Origin of the sequence: Polynucleobacter sp. (assembly GCF_030693775.1) — a bacterium.
Lineage (GTDB): Bacteria > Pseudomonadota > Gammaproteobacteria > Burkholderiales > Burkholderiaceae > Polynucleobacter.
The window spans coordinates 137,580-154,513 of the sequence record NZ_JAUXZY010000001.1; the positions used below are offsets into that span (position 1 = coordinate 137,580).

Sequence of the window (16,934 nt, forward strand, 5' to 3'; positions counted from 1 at the left end):
TTGGGATTGCACTGTCGTCATCCTTGAAATTGTAACGGATGGCGCCCTTTTAGCACCCCCTTTACGGCGCACACGCTCTGCACCATGGCAGGCTTGGGCTCGGCCTGATATAAGTCACTGTAGGCAAGAACATGAAGGCCATGGTGGGCTGCAAAATCAAGCAATTCCCCTCTTTGCAGAAGGAAATCGGGGTTGCTCGGCTTACCAAAAGCGGCATTACCCTGCGCAAACGTCTCATAAATCAGTATGCCGCCCTCCGCCAGTAGATCTGGGAGAAGCGGGAGATAGGGTCGATAGAGGTAGTTAGTTACCACCACGGCATCAAAAAGCCCCGACCGATCCGCCAGGGGCCATGCGGGGCCCTCCAGGTCTAACTGCTCGATTTCGATGGCAAGGCCTGAATTTAATTGTGCAAGGGTTTTTAGCGCTGCCGCATCACGATCCACTGCCAATACTGAAAATCCCAGCTTAGCTAAATACACGCTATGACGACCCGATCCGGCAGCTAAATCCAGCACTCTGCCACCCTCAGGAATCAGAGGGCAAAAACGCATGACCCAATCCGATGGATGGGCAATGCTTGCGTGTGTTGGCACAGTACCTGCCGGTTTAGAGGCGGTCACGTAGCTTAGGTATAGGCTAGGCCCATGGCCTCACGAACGTCGCGCATGGTTTCTTTTGCAACTGCGCGCGCCTTGTCGTTGCCATCGGCAATAATCGCCCGCAGCAAGCTGGGGTCATCCAGGTATTGCTGGGCACGCTCAAACATCGGCTGCTGCTCACGTAAGATGCTATCGATCACCGGCTGCTTACACTCTAAGCAACCAATGCCCGCAGATTTACAGCCTTTTTCAGCCCATTCTTGCGTTGCTTTATCCGAATACACCAAATGCAGTTGCCATAGAGGGCAGCGCGCTGGGTCGCCCACATCGGTTCTGCGGATGCGTGCCGGGTCGGTGGGCATCGTTTTAATCGAGCGCTCAACTACAGCAGGCTCTTCCCGAATACCAATGGTATTGCCATAGGACTTGGACATCTTTTGTCCATCTAAGCCCGGCATCCGTGAGGCTGCCGTGAGCAAGGCCTGCGGCTCGGGCAGAATCACTTTGCGTGACCCCTCAAGATAACCAAAGAGGCGCTCCCGGTCAGTATTAGAAATGCTTTGGGCTTGCTGCAGCAATTCTCTGGCTCGCTCCAGCGCTTCGACCTCGCCGCGCTCCTGGTAGGCCACACGGCACTCGGCGTAGAGCTTGGCAGCTTTGCCGCCGAGTTTCTTGATTGACTCTTGGGCTTTGACTTCAAAGCCAGGCTCACGACCGTACAAATTATTAAAACGGCGGGCCACTTCGCGGGTCATCTCCACGTGCGGCACTTGGTCCTCACCAACGGGAACGTGCTGTGCGCGGTAAATCAAAATATCAGCCGATTGCAGCAAGGGGTAGCCTAAAAAACCATAGGTCTGTAAATCCTTTTCCTTGAGCTTTTCAATTTGGTCTTTGTAGGTGGGAACACGCTCCAACCAACCTAAGGGCGTACCCATGGATAAAAGCAAAAACAGCTCAGCATGCTCGGGCACACGGCTCTGGATAAACAGGGTTGCTTGTTTTGGATCAACGCCAGCAGCGAGCCAGTCAATCACCATCTCCCACACCGACGCCTCAATCACATCCGGGGTTTCGTAATGGGTAGTGAGCGCGTGCCAATCCGCCACAAAGAAAAAACAGGGGTACTGGGATTGCAACTGGACCCAGTTTTTTAAAACGCCATGGTAGTGGCCTAAGTGCAAATGACCTGTTGGCCTCATTCCGGAAAGTACGCGCTGAGCAAACATAATTAAGTGGCCTTCTTCGGCAATTTAGTAAATAGCAATCTGGAGTCTAATGGAACACGGACCACACTGGGGTTAAGTGCTCGGGAAGATGCGGTAACTTGCCCAGGTCAATATAGCTTTCCTGGGGATCATGAAAATCAGAGCCGCGCGAAGCCATGAAGCCATAGTGTTCGGCAGCCTTTGAATAAATTTGATATTGCGCAGGACTATGACTCCCAGTCACTACCTCAATTGCTAGGCCGCCCAATTCTTTGAAATGCTTAAAGAGCTCATCCAGTTGCATGGCGCTTAATTTATAACGCCCAGGGTGCGCAATCACGGCAACACCTCCTGCCGCTTTGATCCACGCTAAGGCGTCATCTAAGCTGGCCCATTGATGCGGGACATACCCGGGCTTATGCTCAACCAAATAATTCTTAAACACCTGATCGGTATCGCGGCATACGCCTTGCTCCACCAAAAAACGAGCAAAGTGGGTACGTGAAATTAGTTCGGGGTTACCTGCGTACAGGAGCGCGCCTTCATAGCTCCCCGCAATGCCCGCTTTAGCCAATTGTTCGGCCATCATTTTGGCGCGATTCTGCCGACCATCGCGAGTGCGTCGTAGGCCTTCCAAAATACCGATATGGGCAGCATCAATACCCAGACCAACAATGTGAATCGTGTGGCCCATCCAGGTCACCGAAATCTCAACCCCAGAAAGGTAATCCATTCCTAAGTCACGCGCTGCGCACGCTGCGCGTTCCTGGCCACCCAACTCATCATGGTCAGTTAGAGCCCACAAATGAACGCCATTTTCGAATGCACGCAGCGCCAAGGTTTCAGGCGTTAATGTGCCATCCGAAACCACGGAATGACAGTGCAAATCGGCATTCAGAATAAAAGGGGTCGACATCCCCCTATTTTAGGTCAAGCCGGCATGAACCACACGGCGCGGGGCATCTAAATAGTCACGGGACTGCATTTCAACCAGCCGGGACACGGTTCGGGCAAACTCACCCACAATTTGTCCTTCGGTATAAAGCTCATCTGCTGGCAGTTCAGCACTCATAATCAGTTTAATTTTATGGTCGTACAGCACATCAATCAGCCAGATAAAGCGCCGTGCCTCATTGGTCATGCGGGGCGGCATGTAAGGCACCCCGGATAAAAAAACAGTATGAAAGAGATTGGCGATCTCTAAATAATCGTTTTGTGAGCGCGGCCCCATGCACAGGGTTTTGAAATCAAACCAAACGACGCCGGCAGCGCGGTGCATTGGCCTGATTTCGCGCGACTCAATCCGTAAAATCGGATTCTTTTCTTCGGGCTCCTTACCTAATACCGAACGGAACGTTTGCATCATCAGCACATCGTTCACTGATGTTAAAGGCTGGAAATAGGCTTGCACTTGGGCCATTTGCATTTGCCGGTAGTCGGTACCTGCATCCACATTGAGCACGTCCAACTTGCTCTCAAGCAAGGCAATAGCGGGCAATAAGCGATCTCGATGCAGGCCATTCGGATAAAGCTGATCCGGCTTGTAATTCGAGGTCATGATGAATTGCACCCGATCCTCAAATAGCGCGCTCAATAGCCGATACAGAATCATCGCATCCGCAATATCGTTAATGTGAAATTCATCAAAGCAAATTAAACGGTAGCGCTGAGCAATACGCTTCGACAGTTCATCCAGGGGATCCGACATGCCGGATAACTCATGCAACTCACGATGCACCTCGCGCATGAATTCATGAAAATGAATGCGAATCTTTTTTTCTAGGGGTGATGCAGCATAAAAGCAATCCATCAAAAAGGATTTGCCGCGACCTACCCCACCCCAGAGGTAGACCCCTCTGGGGAGCGCTGGGTGAAACAACTTTTTGGTGAGCGCATTGCTGCGAACATCCTTGTACGCAACCCACTCATCCTCGCAGCGCTGCAGACGTTCAACTGCGCGCTCCTGCGCGGGATCGGAATGGAACCCGCGCGCCTCCAGCTCTTTTCGGTAAAACGCGAGCGTACTCAACTTACATATTTAATGCGCGTTGATCCGTTGCTAATGCCGCCTCACGCATTACCTCCGACAGACTGGGGTGAGGATGGCAAATGCGTGCGATGTCTTCTGCCGCCGCCTTGAACTCCATCGCAACCGCAGCTTCCGCAATCAGATCCGATGCATTTGGCCCGATGATATGGACACCGAGAATTTCATCGGTCTTTGCATCGGCTAAAAACTTCACAAATCCATCGGCGCGGGCCATACCAAGTGCACGTCCGTTTGCGGCAAATGGGAATTGACCTGCTTTATAGGCAATGCCAGCCGCTTTCAGTTGCTGCTCAGTTTTGCCTACCCAAGCAATTTCAGGATCGGTGTAAATCACCCATGGAATGCAGTTGTAGTCGATGTGGGGCTTTTGACCTGCGATGATTTCAGCAACCAGGACACCCTCATCTTCTGCCTTGTGGGCCAGCATCGGACCACGCACTACGTCGCCTACTGCATAAACCCCAGGGGCCGCCGTGGCGCAAGTGTGGTCATCGATCGGAATAAAACCACGCTCATCGACTTTGAGGCCAATCGACTCGAGATTCAATTTGTCGGTATTGGGTACACGACCGACCGAAACAATTAAGCGATCGCATTCGAGCTTTTGGGCCTTGCCTTCAGCATCTTGGTACTGAACCACAACGCCTTTTTTATCCGCTTTGACTTCACCAATCTTGACGCCCATATTGATCTTGAGGCCCTGCTTCACAAAAATCTTATGGGCCTCTTTCGCAATGCCTTCATCGCATGCACCCAGGAAAGTAGGCAAGCCTTCCAAGACCGTTACCTCAGAGCCAACCCGGCGCCAAACCGAGCCAAGCTCCAATCCAATCACGCCAGCTCCAATGACACCCAAACGCTTGGGAATGGAATCAAACTTGAGTCCACCAATATTGTCACAAACGAGTACGTTATCCACCGGAATGTTCGGCAGATGGCGCGCCTTCGATCCGGTAGCAATGATTACGTTCTTTGCAGTCACTGTGCCGGCATCTTTGCCGTCTATCTGAATCTGATACCCATCCGCTGTTTTGCCAACAAAAGAAGCGTGGCCTTTAAGGGTTGTGATCTTATTCTTGCGAAACAGAAACTGAATGCCCGCCGTCATCTTGGTGACGATTGCATCTTTGCGCGCCAGCATTTTGTTGGAATCGAGCTTAACCGAACCCACCGTAATGCCATGCTCAGCAACATGATGGCTAACCTTTTCAAACTCCTCTGAAGATGCCAGCAAGGCCTTCGAGGGAATACAGCCCACATTCAAACAGGTACCACCTAAGCGTGGCTCACCCTTCGGATCATCGTAGGCATTGGATTCTGCGCAAGCCACTTTAAAACCCAGCTGCGCAGCCCGAATCGCTGCAATATAACCGCCAGGACCCGCGCCGATAACGAGCACATCAAATGCTTGACTCATGTGTTCGCTCCTTACAGATCAAGCAGGAGACGTGAAGGATCTTCTAATGCTTCCTTCATGGCAACCAAACCAAGTACCGCCTCGCGACCATCAATAATGCGGTGGTCATACGATAAGGCCAAGTAATTAATAGGACGAATCACAATTTGCCCATCCTCCACTACAGCGCGTTCCTTCGTAGCATGAATGCCCAAGATTGCAGACTGGGGTGGGTTGATGATTGGCGTCGACAGCATCGAACCAAAAACGCCGCCGTTGGAGATAGAGAAGGTTCCGCCAGTTAACTCTTCAATCGACAGCTTGCCGTCACGGGCTTTCGCGCCATACTCCGCAATCTTCTTTTCGATATCAGCCAAGTTCATTTGGTCGACATCACGCAAAATTGGCACTACCAAGCCGCGTGGCGAGCTAACTGCAATGCCAATATCAAAGTAGCCGTGATACACAATGTCATTGCCATCTACCGATGCGTTCAGCAAGGGGAATTTCTTTAGGGCATGGGTTGCTGCTTTAACAAAGAAGGACATGAAACCCAACTTAACGCCATGGGTCTTTTCAAATACGTCCTTGTACTTATTGCGCATCGCAATCACAGGGCCCATATTGACTTCATTGAAGGTCGTGAGAATGGCATTGTTTGCTTGGGACTCGAGCAGGCGCTCCGCAATCCGCGCACGCAAACGACTCATCGGCACGCGCTCTTCTGGACGCTCGCCCATCGGCACCGCAACTCCAGGTAAAGCGGGCGAAGCTACTTTTGCTGGCTTGGATCCACCAGCAACAGCACCAATCACATCGCCCTTCGTAATGCGACCATCGCGTCCTGTACCAGCAACCTGCGCTGCGCTCATATTATTTTCCGCCATCATTTTGGCGGCTGAAGGGGCAGCGCTAGCGCTTGCAATCGGAGCAGCAGCGGGTTTTGTAGCAGGCGCTGCACTTGCTGCAGCGGCCACCGGTGCAACTGCAATCGCGGGGGCTGCGGTAGCAGAAGCAGTAGCCGTGCTATCAATCTTCGCAATCACTTGATCAGCAACTACAGTACCGCCATCATCAACTAACAGCTCAACCAGCACACCAGCAGATGGGGATGGCACCTCTAGCACCACCTTATCGGTTTCAATCTCAATCAGGATTTCATCCTGACCCACGGCCTGCCCTACTTTTTTCTTCCACTGCAATAAGGTTGCCTCGGCAACCGACTCAGATAACTGGGGAACTTTAACTTCGAAAATAGCCATGATTCTTCCTAATAAATAATGTGATGTGAATTTGTCTGTACTTATTTAGTAACGACATATCCCTTGAGTTTGGCAAAGGCCGCATTGATCAGCGACTTTTGTTGTTCTTGATGGAGGTGGGCATAACCAACCGCCGGTGAGGCAGAGGCGGGACGGCCGGCATAAGCCATACGCATACCCTCACTCATGTTTTCCAAAATATTGTGCTGAATAAAGAACCATGCACCTTGGTTTTGCGGTTCATCCTGACACCACACCACCTCTTCTAGCGCAGGGTACTTTTTCATTTCAGCAGAAACGGCTTTGTGCGGGAATGGATACAGCTGCTCGATGCGAATAATCGCCACATCACCAATCGACTTATCGGCGCGCGCTTTAGCAAGGTCGTAATAGACTTTGCCGGAACACATGATGATGCGCGTGACCTTTTTCGGATCAATCGATTCATCGCGCTCAGGCAATACCGTCTGAAAGGCACCCTTTGTAAATTCAATTAAGGGCGATGCGGCTTCCTTATTACGTAGCAAGGACTTGGGCGTCATCAAAATCAGGGGCTTGCGGAACTGGCGAATCATTTGACGGCGCAACACATGGAAAATCTGTGCCGCCGTTGTTGGCTGAATCACCTGCATATTGGTATCTGCGCACAACTGCATGAAACGCTCGAGGCGTGCGGAGGAGTGCTCAGGACCCTGACCTTCATAACCATGCGGCAACATCATGACAAGACCGTTTACGCGGCCCCACTTCACTTCACCCGAGGCAATAAACTGATCAATGACCACCTGGGCGCCGTTGGCAAAGTCACCAAACTGCGCTTCCCAAATCGTTAAGGTATTTGGCTCGGCCGCAGCATAGCCGTATTCAAAACCCAATACCGCCTCTTCCGAAAGAATGGAGTCGATTACGGTAAATGGGGCTTGGTCTTTTGCCACATGCTGCAGCGGGACGTAAGTACCGGTGTCCCATTTTTCGCGGTTCTGGTTGTGCAGTACCGCATGGCGGTGCGTAAATGTGCCACGACCACTGTCTTCGCCAGATAGGCGCACGGGATAACCGCTGGCAACTAAAGAAGCAAATGCCATGTGCTCGCCCATGCCCCAGTCGACATTGATTTCACCGCGACCCATGGCGGCACGATCCAGCAATACCTTTTCAACCAAGGGGTGTACTTTGAGATCAGCTGGAATAGTGCTAATTTTTTCTGCCAAACGCTTCCACTCGGTTAGCGGAATTGCAGTATCCGCACTATCGGTCCACTTCTTGTTCAAGAAAGGAGACCAATCCACCGCAAACTTCCCTTTGAAATTGCTCAGTACAGGGTCCGATGTTTGTACGCCGGCATCCATCGCAGCGCGGTACTCTTTAACCATCAAGTCACCCGTGCCAGCAGGTACCACGCCCTGCGCTTCTAGTTTTTCGGCATAGAGCTTTCGTGTACCAGGATGTGCGCTGATGATTTTGTACATCAAAGGCTGGGTCATAGCCGGCGAATCTTGTTCGTTATGCCCTAATTTACGGAAGCACACGATGTCGATGGCGACGTCTTTCTTGAATTGACTACGAAACTCAACGGCCAACTGCGTAGCCAGAACAACGGCTTCTGGATCATCGCCATTGACGTGTAATACCGGGGCGTCAATCACTTTCATGATGTCGGTGCAATAGAGGCTCGAGCGCAAGTCGCGCGGATCGGACGTGGTAAATCCAATCTGGTTGTTAATCACAATGTGGATCGTGCCGCCCGTGGAATAGCCGCGCACCTCCGCCATAGCTAGGGTTTCTTGCATCACGCCCTGACCTGCGATCGCAGCATCGCCATGGACCAAAACGGGCAATACTTGGCTACCGGTTAAATCACCGCGGCGCTCCATCCGCGCACGTGCAGAACCTTCTACGACCGGATTAACGATTTCTAGATGAGATGGGTTAAATGCCAAGGACAAATGCACTGGGCCGCCTGGCGTTGAAATATCACTCGAAAAACCTTGGTGGTACTTCACGTCACCAGCCGGCAGATCTTCAGGAGCTTTGTGCTCAAACTCGGCAAACAAGTCCTTCGGCATTTTTCCAAGGACGTTGACGAGAACATTCAAGCGGCCTCGGTGAGCCATGCCAATCACAATTTCTTGGACACCGCGAGCACCCGCATCGCGGATCAGCTCATCCATACAGGCAATGAAACTCTCACCACCCTCGAGCGAAAAGCGTTTCTGTCCGACGTACTTTGCCGAGAGGTAACGCTCAAGACCCTCTGCCGCAGTCACGCGATCCAGAATTTGCCGCTTTTCTTCGACATTAAAGTATGGGGTCGAGCGAATCGATTCTAATTTTTCTTGCCACCATTTTTTGATGGTTTGATCGGCAATGAACATGTACTCGGCACCAATGGTGCCGCAATACGTTTCACGCAAGGCTTGCAGTAAATCGCGCAAGGACATATTGTCTTTGCCGAAAAAGGTATTGCTGGTGTTAAACACGATGTCCATATCGGCATCGGTAAAGCCATAGAAGGCCGGATTGAGTTCTGGAATATCAGGGCGCTCAGTGCGCTTGAGTGGATCAATATTGGCCCAACGATTACCGACGTTGCGATACGCTGCAATCAGCTGTTGAACGGCAACGCGTTTGCGTCCCATCTCAGAGTCGACGGAGTCCGTAACTGTGCGAATAGGGCCCTGCTTCGCGCGCTCAGCAAAGGAGGCAACAATCGGCGCATGGGCAATATCGGGGCCACTAGAGCCATCGACCGCAGGAACTTGATTGACGTTATCGAAGTAGTCGCGCCAGTGATCGGCGACAGACGTTGGATCTAATAAATAGGATTCGTAGAGTTCTTCTACATAGGGGGCGTTTCCGCCAAACAGGTACGAACTTCCCCTAGAGGATTGAATCATGATGCTCACCTTTCATCGGGTTTCCCGAAAAAAACTGTGGATTAAACCGTCTGCACAAGGGCTTCACCCTCTGCAGATTGATCATTGCGTATTCAAATACAAGTCCAATTTAACACGAATAATGGCTTCTTCCAACTAGCCTTCCCTATTTCCTTCCCGAATTATGGAATTTCCTGACCATTAAATAGGATCTTTCCTACGCTTATTTCATCCGATCCTGATAGATCCAAGATGAAATGCTTTTTATGCTTTGAATCTCCTACAACATTAGCAAATTAAGGAAAAATGAAAGCCATAACCCCCGATTTGGAATACCTCAGCACCCGTCAAAGCGCTAAAGTACTTAATGTATCCCTCGGCACCGTTCAAAAAATGGTGGAACTGGGTGAATTAATCGCCTGGAAAACCCGAGGTGGTCATCGCCGCATCCTAGCGAGCTCTCTAGAGCAGCAATTGCAGCGCCGCCAACGCACCATGCGGCAAAAGGCGAGTACCCATTGCGTATTAATGGGCATCTTTCGCCGTACCGAAAATAGCCTTGAATTGGCGAATGCCATGCTCGATTGGCAACTCAAAGTAGATATGGAGATATCCATGGATAGCCTGGAGGGGTTAATGCAGGCTGTTTCCATTGCTCCCGATCTGATTTACCTGGATGCATTAATTCCGCCAGTGGAGCAGGTCCATTTAATCCATTATTTAAGTAAAAACAGCCGCACGCAACGCATCCCCATATTGGTCGATGAGGGATTTATTCAGTTGCATCCTGGGGTATTGCAGTTGGCAGGAGAAAATGCAGGCGTTCTAAAACCAGCTCCCAGTGAAAAAGAGGCTTTAGAGGCAGAAGAAATGGTGCTCACTGAAAACCCGCTGATTCTGGGTTATCCGGCAACTAGCGTTGATTCTGGACTCAGCAATCAGAGCCCAAACCGGTTTGCTGCACTCGAATCCGTCTTTTTAGAGGGAATGGGCCGTAAATGCGAATGGGGCCAGCGGGCGATGACTTAATCTAAAACCTTAAAAGTAAAAATAAAGGCCGTCAACGACGGCCTTTATTCAATAAAACTATTTAAATCAATTAGATAGCGTATGAACTTCGGTTTTTACCTTCAATCCATTTTGGGGCTTTACCGCGGCCCGTCCATGTCTCGCCGGTTGCAGGATCACGGTATTTGGGAGCAACCTTGCCACTGGGTCCGCGTGTTCCGCCGGCCTTACGACTAAACAAATCCGATGCATTTAAGCCGTATTGCTCAATAATTACCTTCGCCTTGGCAATGCCATCGGCTTTTTCACGCTGCACTGCTTCTTTAATTTGCTTGTCCAGCTGTTCCCGCTGGGCTAATAATTCCTGATAGGAAGGCATAGTCTGAATATCTCCGGCATTGGTTAATAATGAATAAGCCATCTAAATAATGGGTAATTAATTATAAACACATTATTAAATAAAAGGATGATATTAAATAATTAATTCATTACCAAGGGGGTATTTTTAACGCAATTTATATATGATTATTACCAATGAATTATATAATTTGATACATAATCGTTATAAATATTATTATTTATTTCAGATTGCTGAGAATAGTTACCGGCGCATCATAAAGCTACCTAACGCCTTGGCAGTAATCACCCCAGATTCATTAATCACCTCACCTTCGCAGTAATTAATATTTTTTCCTGCCTTCAGGAGCTTGCCTTCAATGATGAGCTTGCCGGTGGATGGGCGCATGAAGCTGACGGTCATATCGATTGTCACCATACCCTTGGCATCGGGATGGGCGCTGCGAGCTGCTGCAGCCATGGCAAAGTCAAGCAAAGTCATGCTAAGACCCCCATGACCCACCTGAAAGCTATTGAGATGCTCTGGACGAAGGTCTAGGCAAATGCGGGACTTGCCGTTCTCAGCAAAGTCTGGAACCACGCCAATAAAGTCAAGAAAAGGGATGGTGAGCCCAAAATACGATGTGGGCTGTTTTTGGGAAAGGCTCATGAATGTGCTCGCAAAAAGGCGAATGAAGAAAACGGATGGTCGGGGCGAGAGGATTTGAACCTCCGACCACATGCACCCCATGCATGTACGCTACCAGGCTGCGCTACGCCCCGACTGAAACTAAAATTGTAGCAGTTGCTTACTTGGCAAACAGACGATCCGGCTGAGCCATCGCCTTGAATTCGATAGCATTGCCCGATGGATCCAAGAAGAACATGGTTCCCTGCTCACCGACCTCGCCCTTAAACCGAATGTAGGGCTCAATTACAAACTCAACACCAGCCTTTTTGAGCTTGTCGGCCATGGCCTCCCACTCCGGCATGGATAAAACAATTCCAAAATGCCGAACCGGGACTTTTTTTCCATCCACATCGGAATGGACATCATTGATGGCCTCGCCATGGGCTAAGTGGGCAACAATTTGATGGCCAAATAAATTGAAATCAATCCACTCATCGGAGCTACGACCCTCGGGACAGCCCAAAAGACCGCCATAAAACTGGCGGGCAGATTCCAAATTGTCGACCGGGAAAGCCAAATGAAATGGGTGCATTGCGTTCTTTCTGTTTTGTTATTTACTGGATAGCATGTGCAAGATTGACTCGAGCTCATCGCGGAGTTTGAGCTCGCCACGAACCTCATCCAGACGGTTGCGGGCACCGCTGATGGTAAAACCTTCTTCATAGAGAAGTGCCCGAATCTTGCGAATGAGAACAACCTCGTGATGCTGGTAATAGCGGCGGTTGCCTCGGCGTTTTTGCGGGCGGAGCTGGGCAAACTCTTGCTCCCAATACCGCAGTACGTGCGAGCGCACTCCGCAGAGTTCGGCTACTTCACCAATCGTGAAATAACGCTTTGAGGGTATTGGTGGCAGCTGCGAGACCAGCAGCACCAACCCAGAATCAAGCTCTGTTTTCTCGAGCATGCGACTCGACCGCATCTTTGAGTTTTTGACTAGCGTGAAATGTCACCACGCGGCGTGCTGCAATCGGAATCATTTCCCCAGTCTTGGGATTACGACCAGGCCTTGCTGACTTATTGCGCAGCTGAAAGTTCCCAAAGCCAGAAATTTTGACCTCGGTACCTACCTCTAAGGATTCACCAATGCGATCAAAAAAAGCATCGATCATATCCTTAGCTTCGCGCTTATTTAAGCCCACTTGATCAAATAAGGCTTCGGATAGTTCATTTTTCGTCACAGTCTGATTACTTACATTCATGAGGGGCTCTTATCTATTTCAAATGGCTTAACTATTATGACGATGTCTAATTTCAGTGTAGCAATATTTTTTATCGTAGCCGAGCATTGCAGCACTTTTCGAGTGCCTTGAGCAATGCTGCAATTGCAGCATCGATTTGTGCGTCCTGCAATGTTTCTGCTGGATTTTGCAATGTAATACGAAACGCGAGGCTTTTCTCGTCCGCAGCCATGCTGCTGCTACCAGGCCCGGGTCGGAACTCATCAAAGACTTCAACTTGACGCACTAAGGTCTGCCCGGCAGAACCCATCGCATCCAGCAAGGTTTGCGCCGCAACAGTCTGCTTTACCACCACAGCTAAATCACGCTGCACTGCAGGGAATTTACTAATCTCCATGGGTGCTGGTAGGCCGATTTCAGCCAGCGCATCCCAATCGCATTCAAATAGAACTGGTGCTTGGGGCAGTTCATAAGCCTGTTGCAAGGCTGGATGCAACTCACCAATCCAGCCAACCGGAATGGTTTTTTTACCCACCTTAAATGCAATTTGCGCTGATCGCCCGGGATGCAGGGCTGGGTGTACGGCGGCAGCAGTAATAAACTGCAGTGGTGCAAACGCACTTTCCAGGTCGCCTTTCACATCAAAAAAATCAACTGCCCTACTTTTGCTAGCCCACTGCTCTGGCAAGGCTGAGCCATACGCTAAGCCACCAACGCGACGGGGCTGATCGTAACCGGCAACCATCCCTGGCGACTCACCTTGCGAGGGATTACGCATAAATACACGGCCAATCTCAAAGAGACGAACGCGGGTGCTGCTGCGGTTCAGGTTAGCCCGTAGATTGCCCAATAAACCACCCCATAGGGTGCTGCGCATCACGGCATACTGATTGGCGATGGGATTACGCACTTGAATTGTTTGGCTTTCATCGCCTTGGTGCATTGACAAACGCGCTTCACTCTCGCGATCGGTAAAGCCAAAGTTGACCGCCTCTTGATAGCCCGCCTGTGCCAAAGCATGGCGTAAGCGATGAACACTGCGACGCGCCTCGGGTGGAGCGCTCATCTTCAATGCGGCTGTCGGCGGATAGTCTGGAATGTTTTCAAAACCATAGAGGCGCGCAACTTCCTCGATTAAATCTTCTTCGATCTCCATATCAAAACGGTAGCTGGGCGGCGTCACTACAAAAGTAGTCTTCGCAGCATCAGCGCCGTCATTGACGGTAAATTCAAAACCAAGCCGTGTGAAAACATCACTCACAATCGCGGTTGTCAACGGAATACCAATCACATCGATAGCGCGTTGCAGGCGCAAGCAAACTGGCTTACGCTCTGGCAATTGCGTAATCTGATCCTGAATGGGGCCGGCTTGACCGCCGCACACATCCAAAATGAGGGATGATAAATACTCGAGGTGCGTAACGGTAGCGGCAGGATCAACACCGCGCTCAAAGCGATGGCCTGCATCCGTTGTAAAGTTAAATCGCCGTGCACGGCCTTGAATTGCAGCGGGCCACCAGAATGCAGCCTCAACATAAATATTCACCGTGTCATCACTGACTGCACTGACATTGCCGCCCATAATGCCGGCAAGACTCACTGGCCCGGTATTGTCAGCAACCACACCAACGCCTTGAGCCAATTGATTTGATACCTCACCCTGCACAATTGGATTCAGCGTTTGCTCGTTCAGTAGCGCAATCTGTTCGCCCGGCTTTGCCCAGCGCACGTGCAAATCACCCTGCAATTGATCGAGATCGAACACGTGGGTCGGTTGACCCATCTCCAGCATGACGTAATTGGATAGGTCGACTAAAGGCGAAATACTCCGCTGACCTGCATGGCATAAACGCTGAATAATCCAATCTGGTGTTTTGGCTTTTGGATTAACGCCGCGAATCACGCGGCCTGCAAACCGCCCGCATAAATCCGGCGCATCGATCTGCACCTTTACGGTATCGGCAATGGTTGGAATTGGCGCGGTCCAACTTGGTCCGCACAATGGCGCACCGGTAATCGCAGCGACTTCACGCGCCAAGCCAGCGAGCGATAAACAATCCGCTTTATTCGGCGTTAGTTTGATCACGTAGATCTGATCATCGAGCTCGAGATATTCACGAATATTGGCGCCAACGGGTGCATCGAGTGGCAACTCCAGGATGCCCTCATGATCGTCCCCAAGTCCGAGCTCACGCCCAGAGCAGAGCATGCCTTGGCTTTCAACGCCGCGTAACTTACCGACCTTAATTTGGAATGGCTTACCACCCTCTTCCGCAGGCGGAAGCAATGCTCCAACGAGTGCGCATGGAATCTTGATGCCAACACGGGCATTCGGGGCGCCACACACAATTTGCAACTCACTACCGGTGCCGGCATTGACCTTGCATACCCGCAAACGATCGGCATCTGGATGCTGCTCTGCCGACATAATTTCGGCAACGACCACCTGAGAAAATGGCGGCGCCACGGAATAATGCTCTTCAACCTCAAGGCCAGCCATTGTCATCGCATGACCCAAGGCCTTGCTATCCAGAGCGGGATTGACGTACTGACGGAGCCAGGATTCAGAAAATTGCATGGGCTAGATCAATTTCAGTATGGAAGTATTAAGCAGGGAACTGCGCCAAAAAGCGCAAGTCGTTTTCAAAGAAGAGGCGTAGATCGTCGACGCCATAACGCAGCATGGTCATGCGCTCAAGACCCGAGCCAAATGCGAAGCCGGTATAGCGCTCGGGATCAATGCCCATATTGCGTAATACATTCGGATGCACCTGCCCTGCTCCTGAAATCTCCAGCCAACGTCCTGCTAATTTGCCGCTCGCAAACGCCATGTCAATTTCGGCGGAAGGCTCGGTGAATGGAAAATACGATGGACGAAAGCGTACCTCTAAGGCATCGGTCTCAAAGAAAGTCCGCAAGAAATCGGTGTAAACACCCTTGAGATCAGCAAAGGATACTTTTTCAGCAATCCACAAACCTTCTACCTGATGGAACATCGGTGAATGCGTGGCATCGCTATCGACCCGGTAGGTTCTACCCGGGGCAATCACTTTAATAGGTGGCATCACCTTCGCGCCCGCGTACTTTTTAACGTGCTCACTCGCGTAGCGCACTTGAATCGGACTGGTGTGGGTACGCAGCAATAAAGGCTTGCCCTTGGTATCGACACCATCAACGTAAAACGTATCTTGCATCGAACGCGCGGGGTGATTTTCGGGGCTATTGAGCGCTGTGAAATTAAACCAATCGGTTTCGATCTCAGGACCATCAGCAACATCAAAGCCAATCGAATGAAAGATCGCTTCTACCCGTTCCCAGGTTCGCATCACCGGGTGCAGACTACCTACTGACTGAGTCCGACCTGGCAGCGATACATCGATGGATTCAGCTGCGAGACGGGTTTGCAATACCGCATCGGCCAATGCCTGACGGCGCTCTTGTAGGGCAGCCTCTACTGCAGATTTAACTTGATTGATTAATGCGCCGGCACTTTTGCGTTCTTCAGGCGACATTCCACCAAGCGCTTTTAAACGCTCAGTGAGAACACCTGATTTACCGAGGTACCTGGCTTTCGCGTCCTCCAAGGCGGCTGCATCAGCAGCCCCGGAGAAATCGCGTTTGGCATCCTCGACAATGTGGTCGAGAGAAACCATTTCAGCTTGTAATTAAGCTGCGGCGTTAACGACGGACTTAATCCGTGTGACCAAAGCGGCAAATGCCTCTTTGTCCATGATCGCCATATCGGAAAGCACTTTGCGATCGAGTTCGATCTCCGCTTTCTTCATACCGTTCATGAATACGCTGTAGCTCAGGTCATGCTCACGTACTGCGGCGTTGATACGCGCAATCCACAAAGCACGGAATACCCGCTTTTTGTTACGGCGATCGCGATAGGCGTATTGGCCTGCGCGCATAACCGCTTCTTTAGCGATACGGAATACGTTTTTACGACGTCCACGATAGCCAGTTGCGGCGTCGGTAACTTTCTTATGACGGGCTCTTGCTGTAACCCCACGTTTGACTCTTGGCATTGAATTCTCCTAAATTAGTCTGAGGTTAAGCGTACGGAAGCATCGAGCGAATGGACTTAACGTCCGCTTTCGCTACTTCAGTGGAGCCACGCAAGTGACGCTTGTTCTTGGTTGTTTTCTTCGTGAGGATGTGGCGTTTAAATGCCTGACCTCGCTTGATGGTGCCGCCTGCGCGGACCGTGAAGCGCTTTTTGGCGCTACTCTTACTCTTCATTTTGGGCATGAAGTTCCCCTTCTTTCATTCGCACTACCTAGGTGATAACCGACGGTTATTCTTCCTGTACCTAGCAGCACTT

17 protein-coding genes and 1 tRNA gene are annotated in these 16,934 nt (G+C 50.8%); 1 reads left to right on the forward strand and 17 read right to left on the reverse strand.

Annotated features, from left to right (window positions below; genetic code table 11):
• Window positions 1-17: 17 nt before the first annotated feature.
• Genes Q8M75_RS00730 through Q8M75_RS00760 form a run of 7 tightly spaced genes read right to left on the reverse strand, consistent with a single transcriptional unit; the run spans window position 18 to window position 9,415 of the window.
• A complete protein-coding gene (locus tag Q8M75_RS00730; protein WP_371131722.1) occupies window positions 18-596 on the reverse strand; it encodes a class I SAM-dependent methyltransferase in 579 nt (192 codons plus the stop codon).
• 32 nt (window positions 597-628) lie between these two features.
• A complete protein-coding gene (locus Q8M75_RS00735; protein ID WP_305485108.1) occupies window positions 629-1,831 on the reverse strand; it encodes a tryptophan--tRNA ligase in 1,203 nt (400 codons plus the stop codon).
• A gap of 46 nt (window positions 1,832-1,877) precedes the next feature.
• A complete protein-coding gene (locus tag Q8M75_RS00740; protein ID WP_305485111.1) occupies window positions 1,878-2,726 on the reverse strand; it encodes a 3',5'-nucleoside bisphosphate phosphatase in 849 nt (282 codons plus the stop codon).
• 9 nt (window positions 2,727-2,735) lie between these two features.
• A complete protein-coding gene (gene zapE, locus Q8M75_RS00745) occupies window positions 2,736-3,839 on the reverse strand; it encodes a cell division protein ZapE (RefSeq protein WP_305485113.1) in 1,104 nt (367 codons plus the stop codon).
• Between the two features lies 1 nt (window position 3,840).
• Entirely contained in the window at window positions 3,841-5,277 is a 1,437-nt protein-coding gene (gene lpdA, locus Q8M75_RS00750; RefSeq protein ID WP_305485114.1) for a dihydrolipoyl dehydrogenase, read from the reverse strand.
• Window positions 5,278-5,288: 11 nt separating this feature from the next.
• Window positions 5,289-6,518, reverse strand: a complete 1,230-nt coding sequence (gene odhB, locus Q8M75_RS00755; RefSeq protein WP_305485116.1) for a 2-oxoglutarate dehydrogenase complex dihydrolipoyllysine-residue succinyltransferase — start codon at window positions 6,516-6,518, stop codon at window positions 5,289-5,291.
• Window positions 6,519-6,559: 41 nt separating this feature from the next.
• Window positions 6,560-9,415: a 2-oxoglutarate dehydrogenase E1 component gene (locus tag Q8M75_RS00760; protein WP_305485118.1), complete on the reverse strand. Its 2,856-nt coding sequence runs from the start codon at window positions 9,413-9,415 to the stop codon at window positions 6,560-6,562.
• A gap of 285 nt (window positions 9,416-9,700) precedes the next feature.
• Here Q8M75_RS00760 and Q8M75_RS00765 point away from each other — a divergent pair, with 285 nt between their 5' ends.
• Window positions 9,701-10,423, forward strand: coding sequence for a helix-turn-helix domain-containing protein (locus Q8M75_RS00765; RefSeq protein ID WP_305485121.1), 723 nt, complete (start codon window positions 9,701-9,703; stop codon window positions 10,421-10,423).
• 70 nt (window positions 10,424-10,493) lie between these two features.
• Here Q8M75_RS00765 and Q8M75_RS00770 read toward each other — a convergent pair whose 3' ends face one another.
• From Q8M75_RS00770 to rpmI, 10 genes are all read right to left on the reverse strand, one after another.
• Complete coding sequence (locus Q8M75_RS00770) at window positions 10,494-10,781, reverse strand: H-NS histone family protein (protein WP_305485219.1); 288 nt, start codon at window positions 10,779-10,781, stop codon at window positions 10,494-10,496.
• A gap of 222 nt (window positions 10,782-11,003) precedes the next feature.
• Window positions 11,004-11,408 (reverse strand): PaaI family thioesterase, encoded by a 405-nt coding sequence (locus Q8M75_RS00775; RefSeq protein WP_305485123.1) that lies wholly within the window; start codon window positions 11,406-11,408, stop codon window positions 11,004-11,006.
• A gap of 36 nt (window positions 11,409-11,444) precedes the next feature.
• Window positions 11,445-11,521: transfer RNA gene (locus Q8M75_RS00780), tRNA-Pro, on the reverse strand.
• A 26-nt stretch (window positions 11,522-11,547) separates the two neighbouring features.
• Window positions 11,548-11,961, reverse strand: coding sequence for a VOC family protein (locus Q8M75_RS00785; protein ID WP_305485125.1), 414 nt, complete (start codon window positions 11,959-11,961; stop codon window positions 11,548-11,550).
• Between the two features lie 18 nt (window positions 11,962-11,979).
• Entirely contained in the window at window positions 11,980-12,333 is a 354-nt protein-coding gene (locus Q8M75_RS00790) for a MerR family transcriptional regulator (protein ID WP_305485221.1), read from the reverse strand.
• A complete protein-coding gene (locus tag Q8M75_RS00795; protein WP_305485128.1) occupies window positions 12,311-12,628 on the reverse strand; it encodes an integration host factor subunit alpha in 318 nt (105 codons plus the stop codon). The genes Q8M75_RS00790 and Q8M75_RS00795 overlap by 23 nt, the downstream gene beginning before the upstream one ends.
• 70 nt (window positions 12,629-12,698) lie before the next feature.
• Window positions 12,699-15,185 carry a phenylalanine--tRNA ligase subunit beta gene (pheT, locus tag Q8M75_RS00800; RefSeq protein WP_305485130.1) on the reverse strand — a complete coding sequence of 829 codons (2,487 nt, stop codon included), beginning with the start codon at window positions 15,183-15,185 and terminating at the stop codon, window positions 12,699-12,701.
• Between the two features lie 28 nt (window positions 15,186-15,213).
• Window positions 15,214-16,260, reverse strand: a complete 1,047-nt coding sequence (gene pheS, locus Q8M75_RS00805; protein WP_305485133.1) for a phenylalanine--tRNA ligase subunit alpha — start codon at window positions 16,258-16,260, stop codon at window positions 15,214-15,216.
• Between the two features lie 12 nt (window positions 16,261-16,272).
• Entirely contained in the window at window positions 16,273-16,638 is a 366-nt protein-coding gene (gene rplT / locus Q8M75_RS00810) for a 50S ribosomal protein L20 (RefSeq protein WP_108468905.1), read from the reverse strand.
• A gap of 25 nt (window positions 16,639-16,663) precedes the next feature.
• Entirely contained in the window at window positions 16,664-16,861 is a 198-nt protein-coding gene (gene rpmI, locus Q8M75_RS00815) for a 50S ribosomal protein L35 (RefSeq protein ID WP_011902674.1), read from the reverse strand.
• Between the last annotated feature and the right edge of the window lie 73 nt (window positions 16,862-16,934).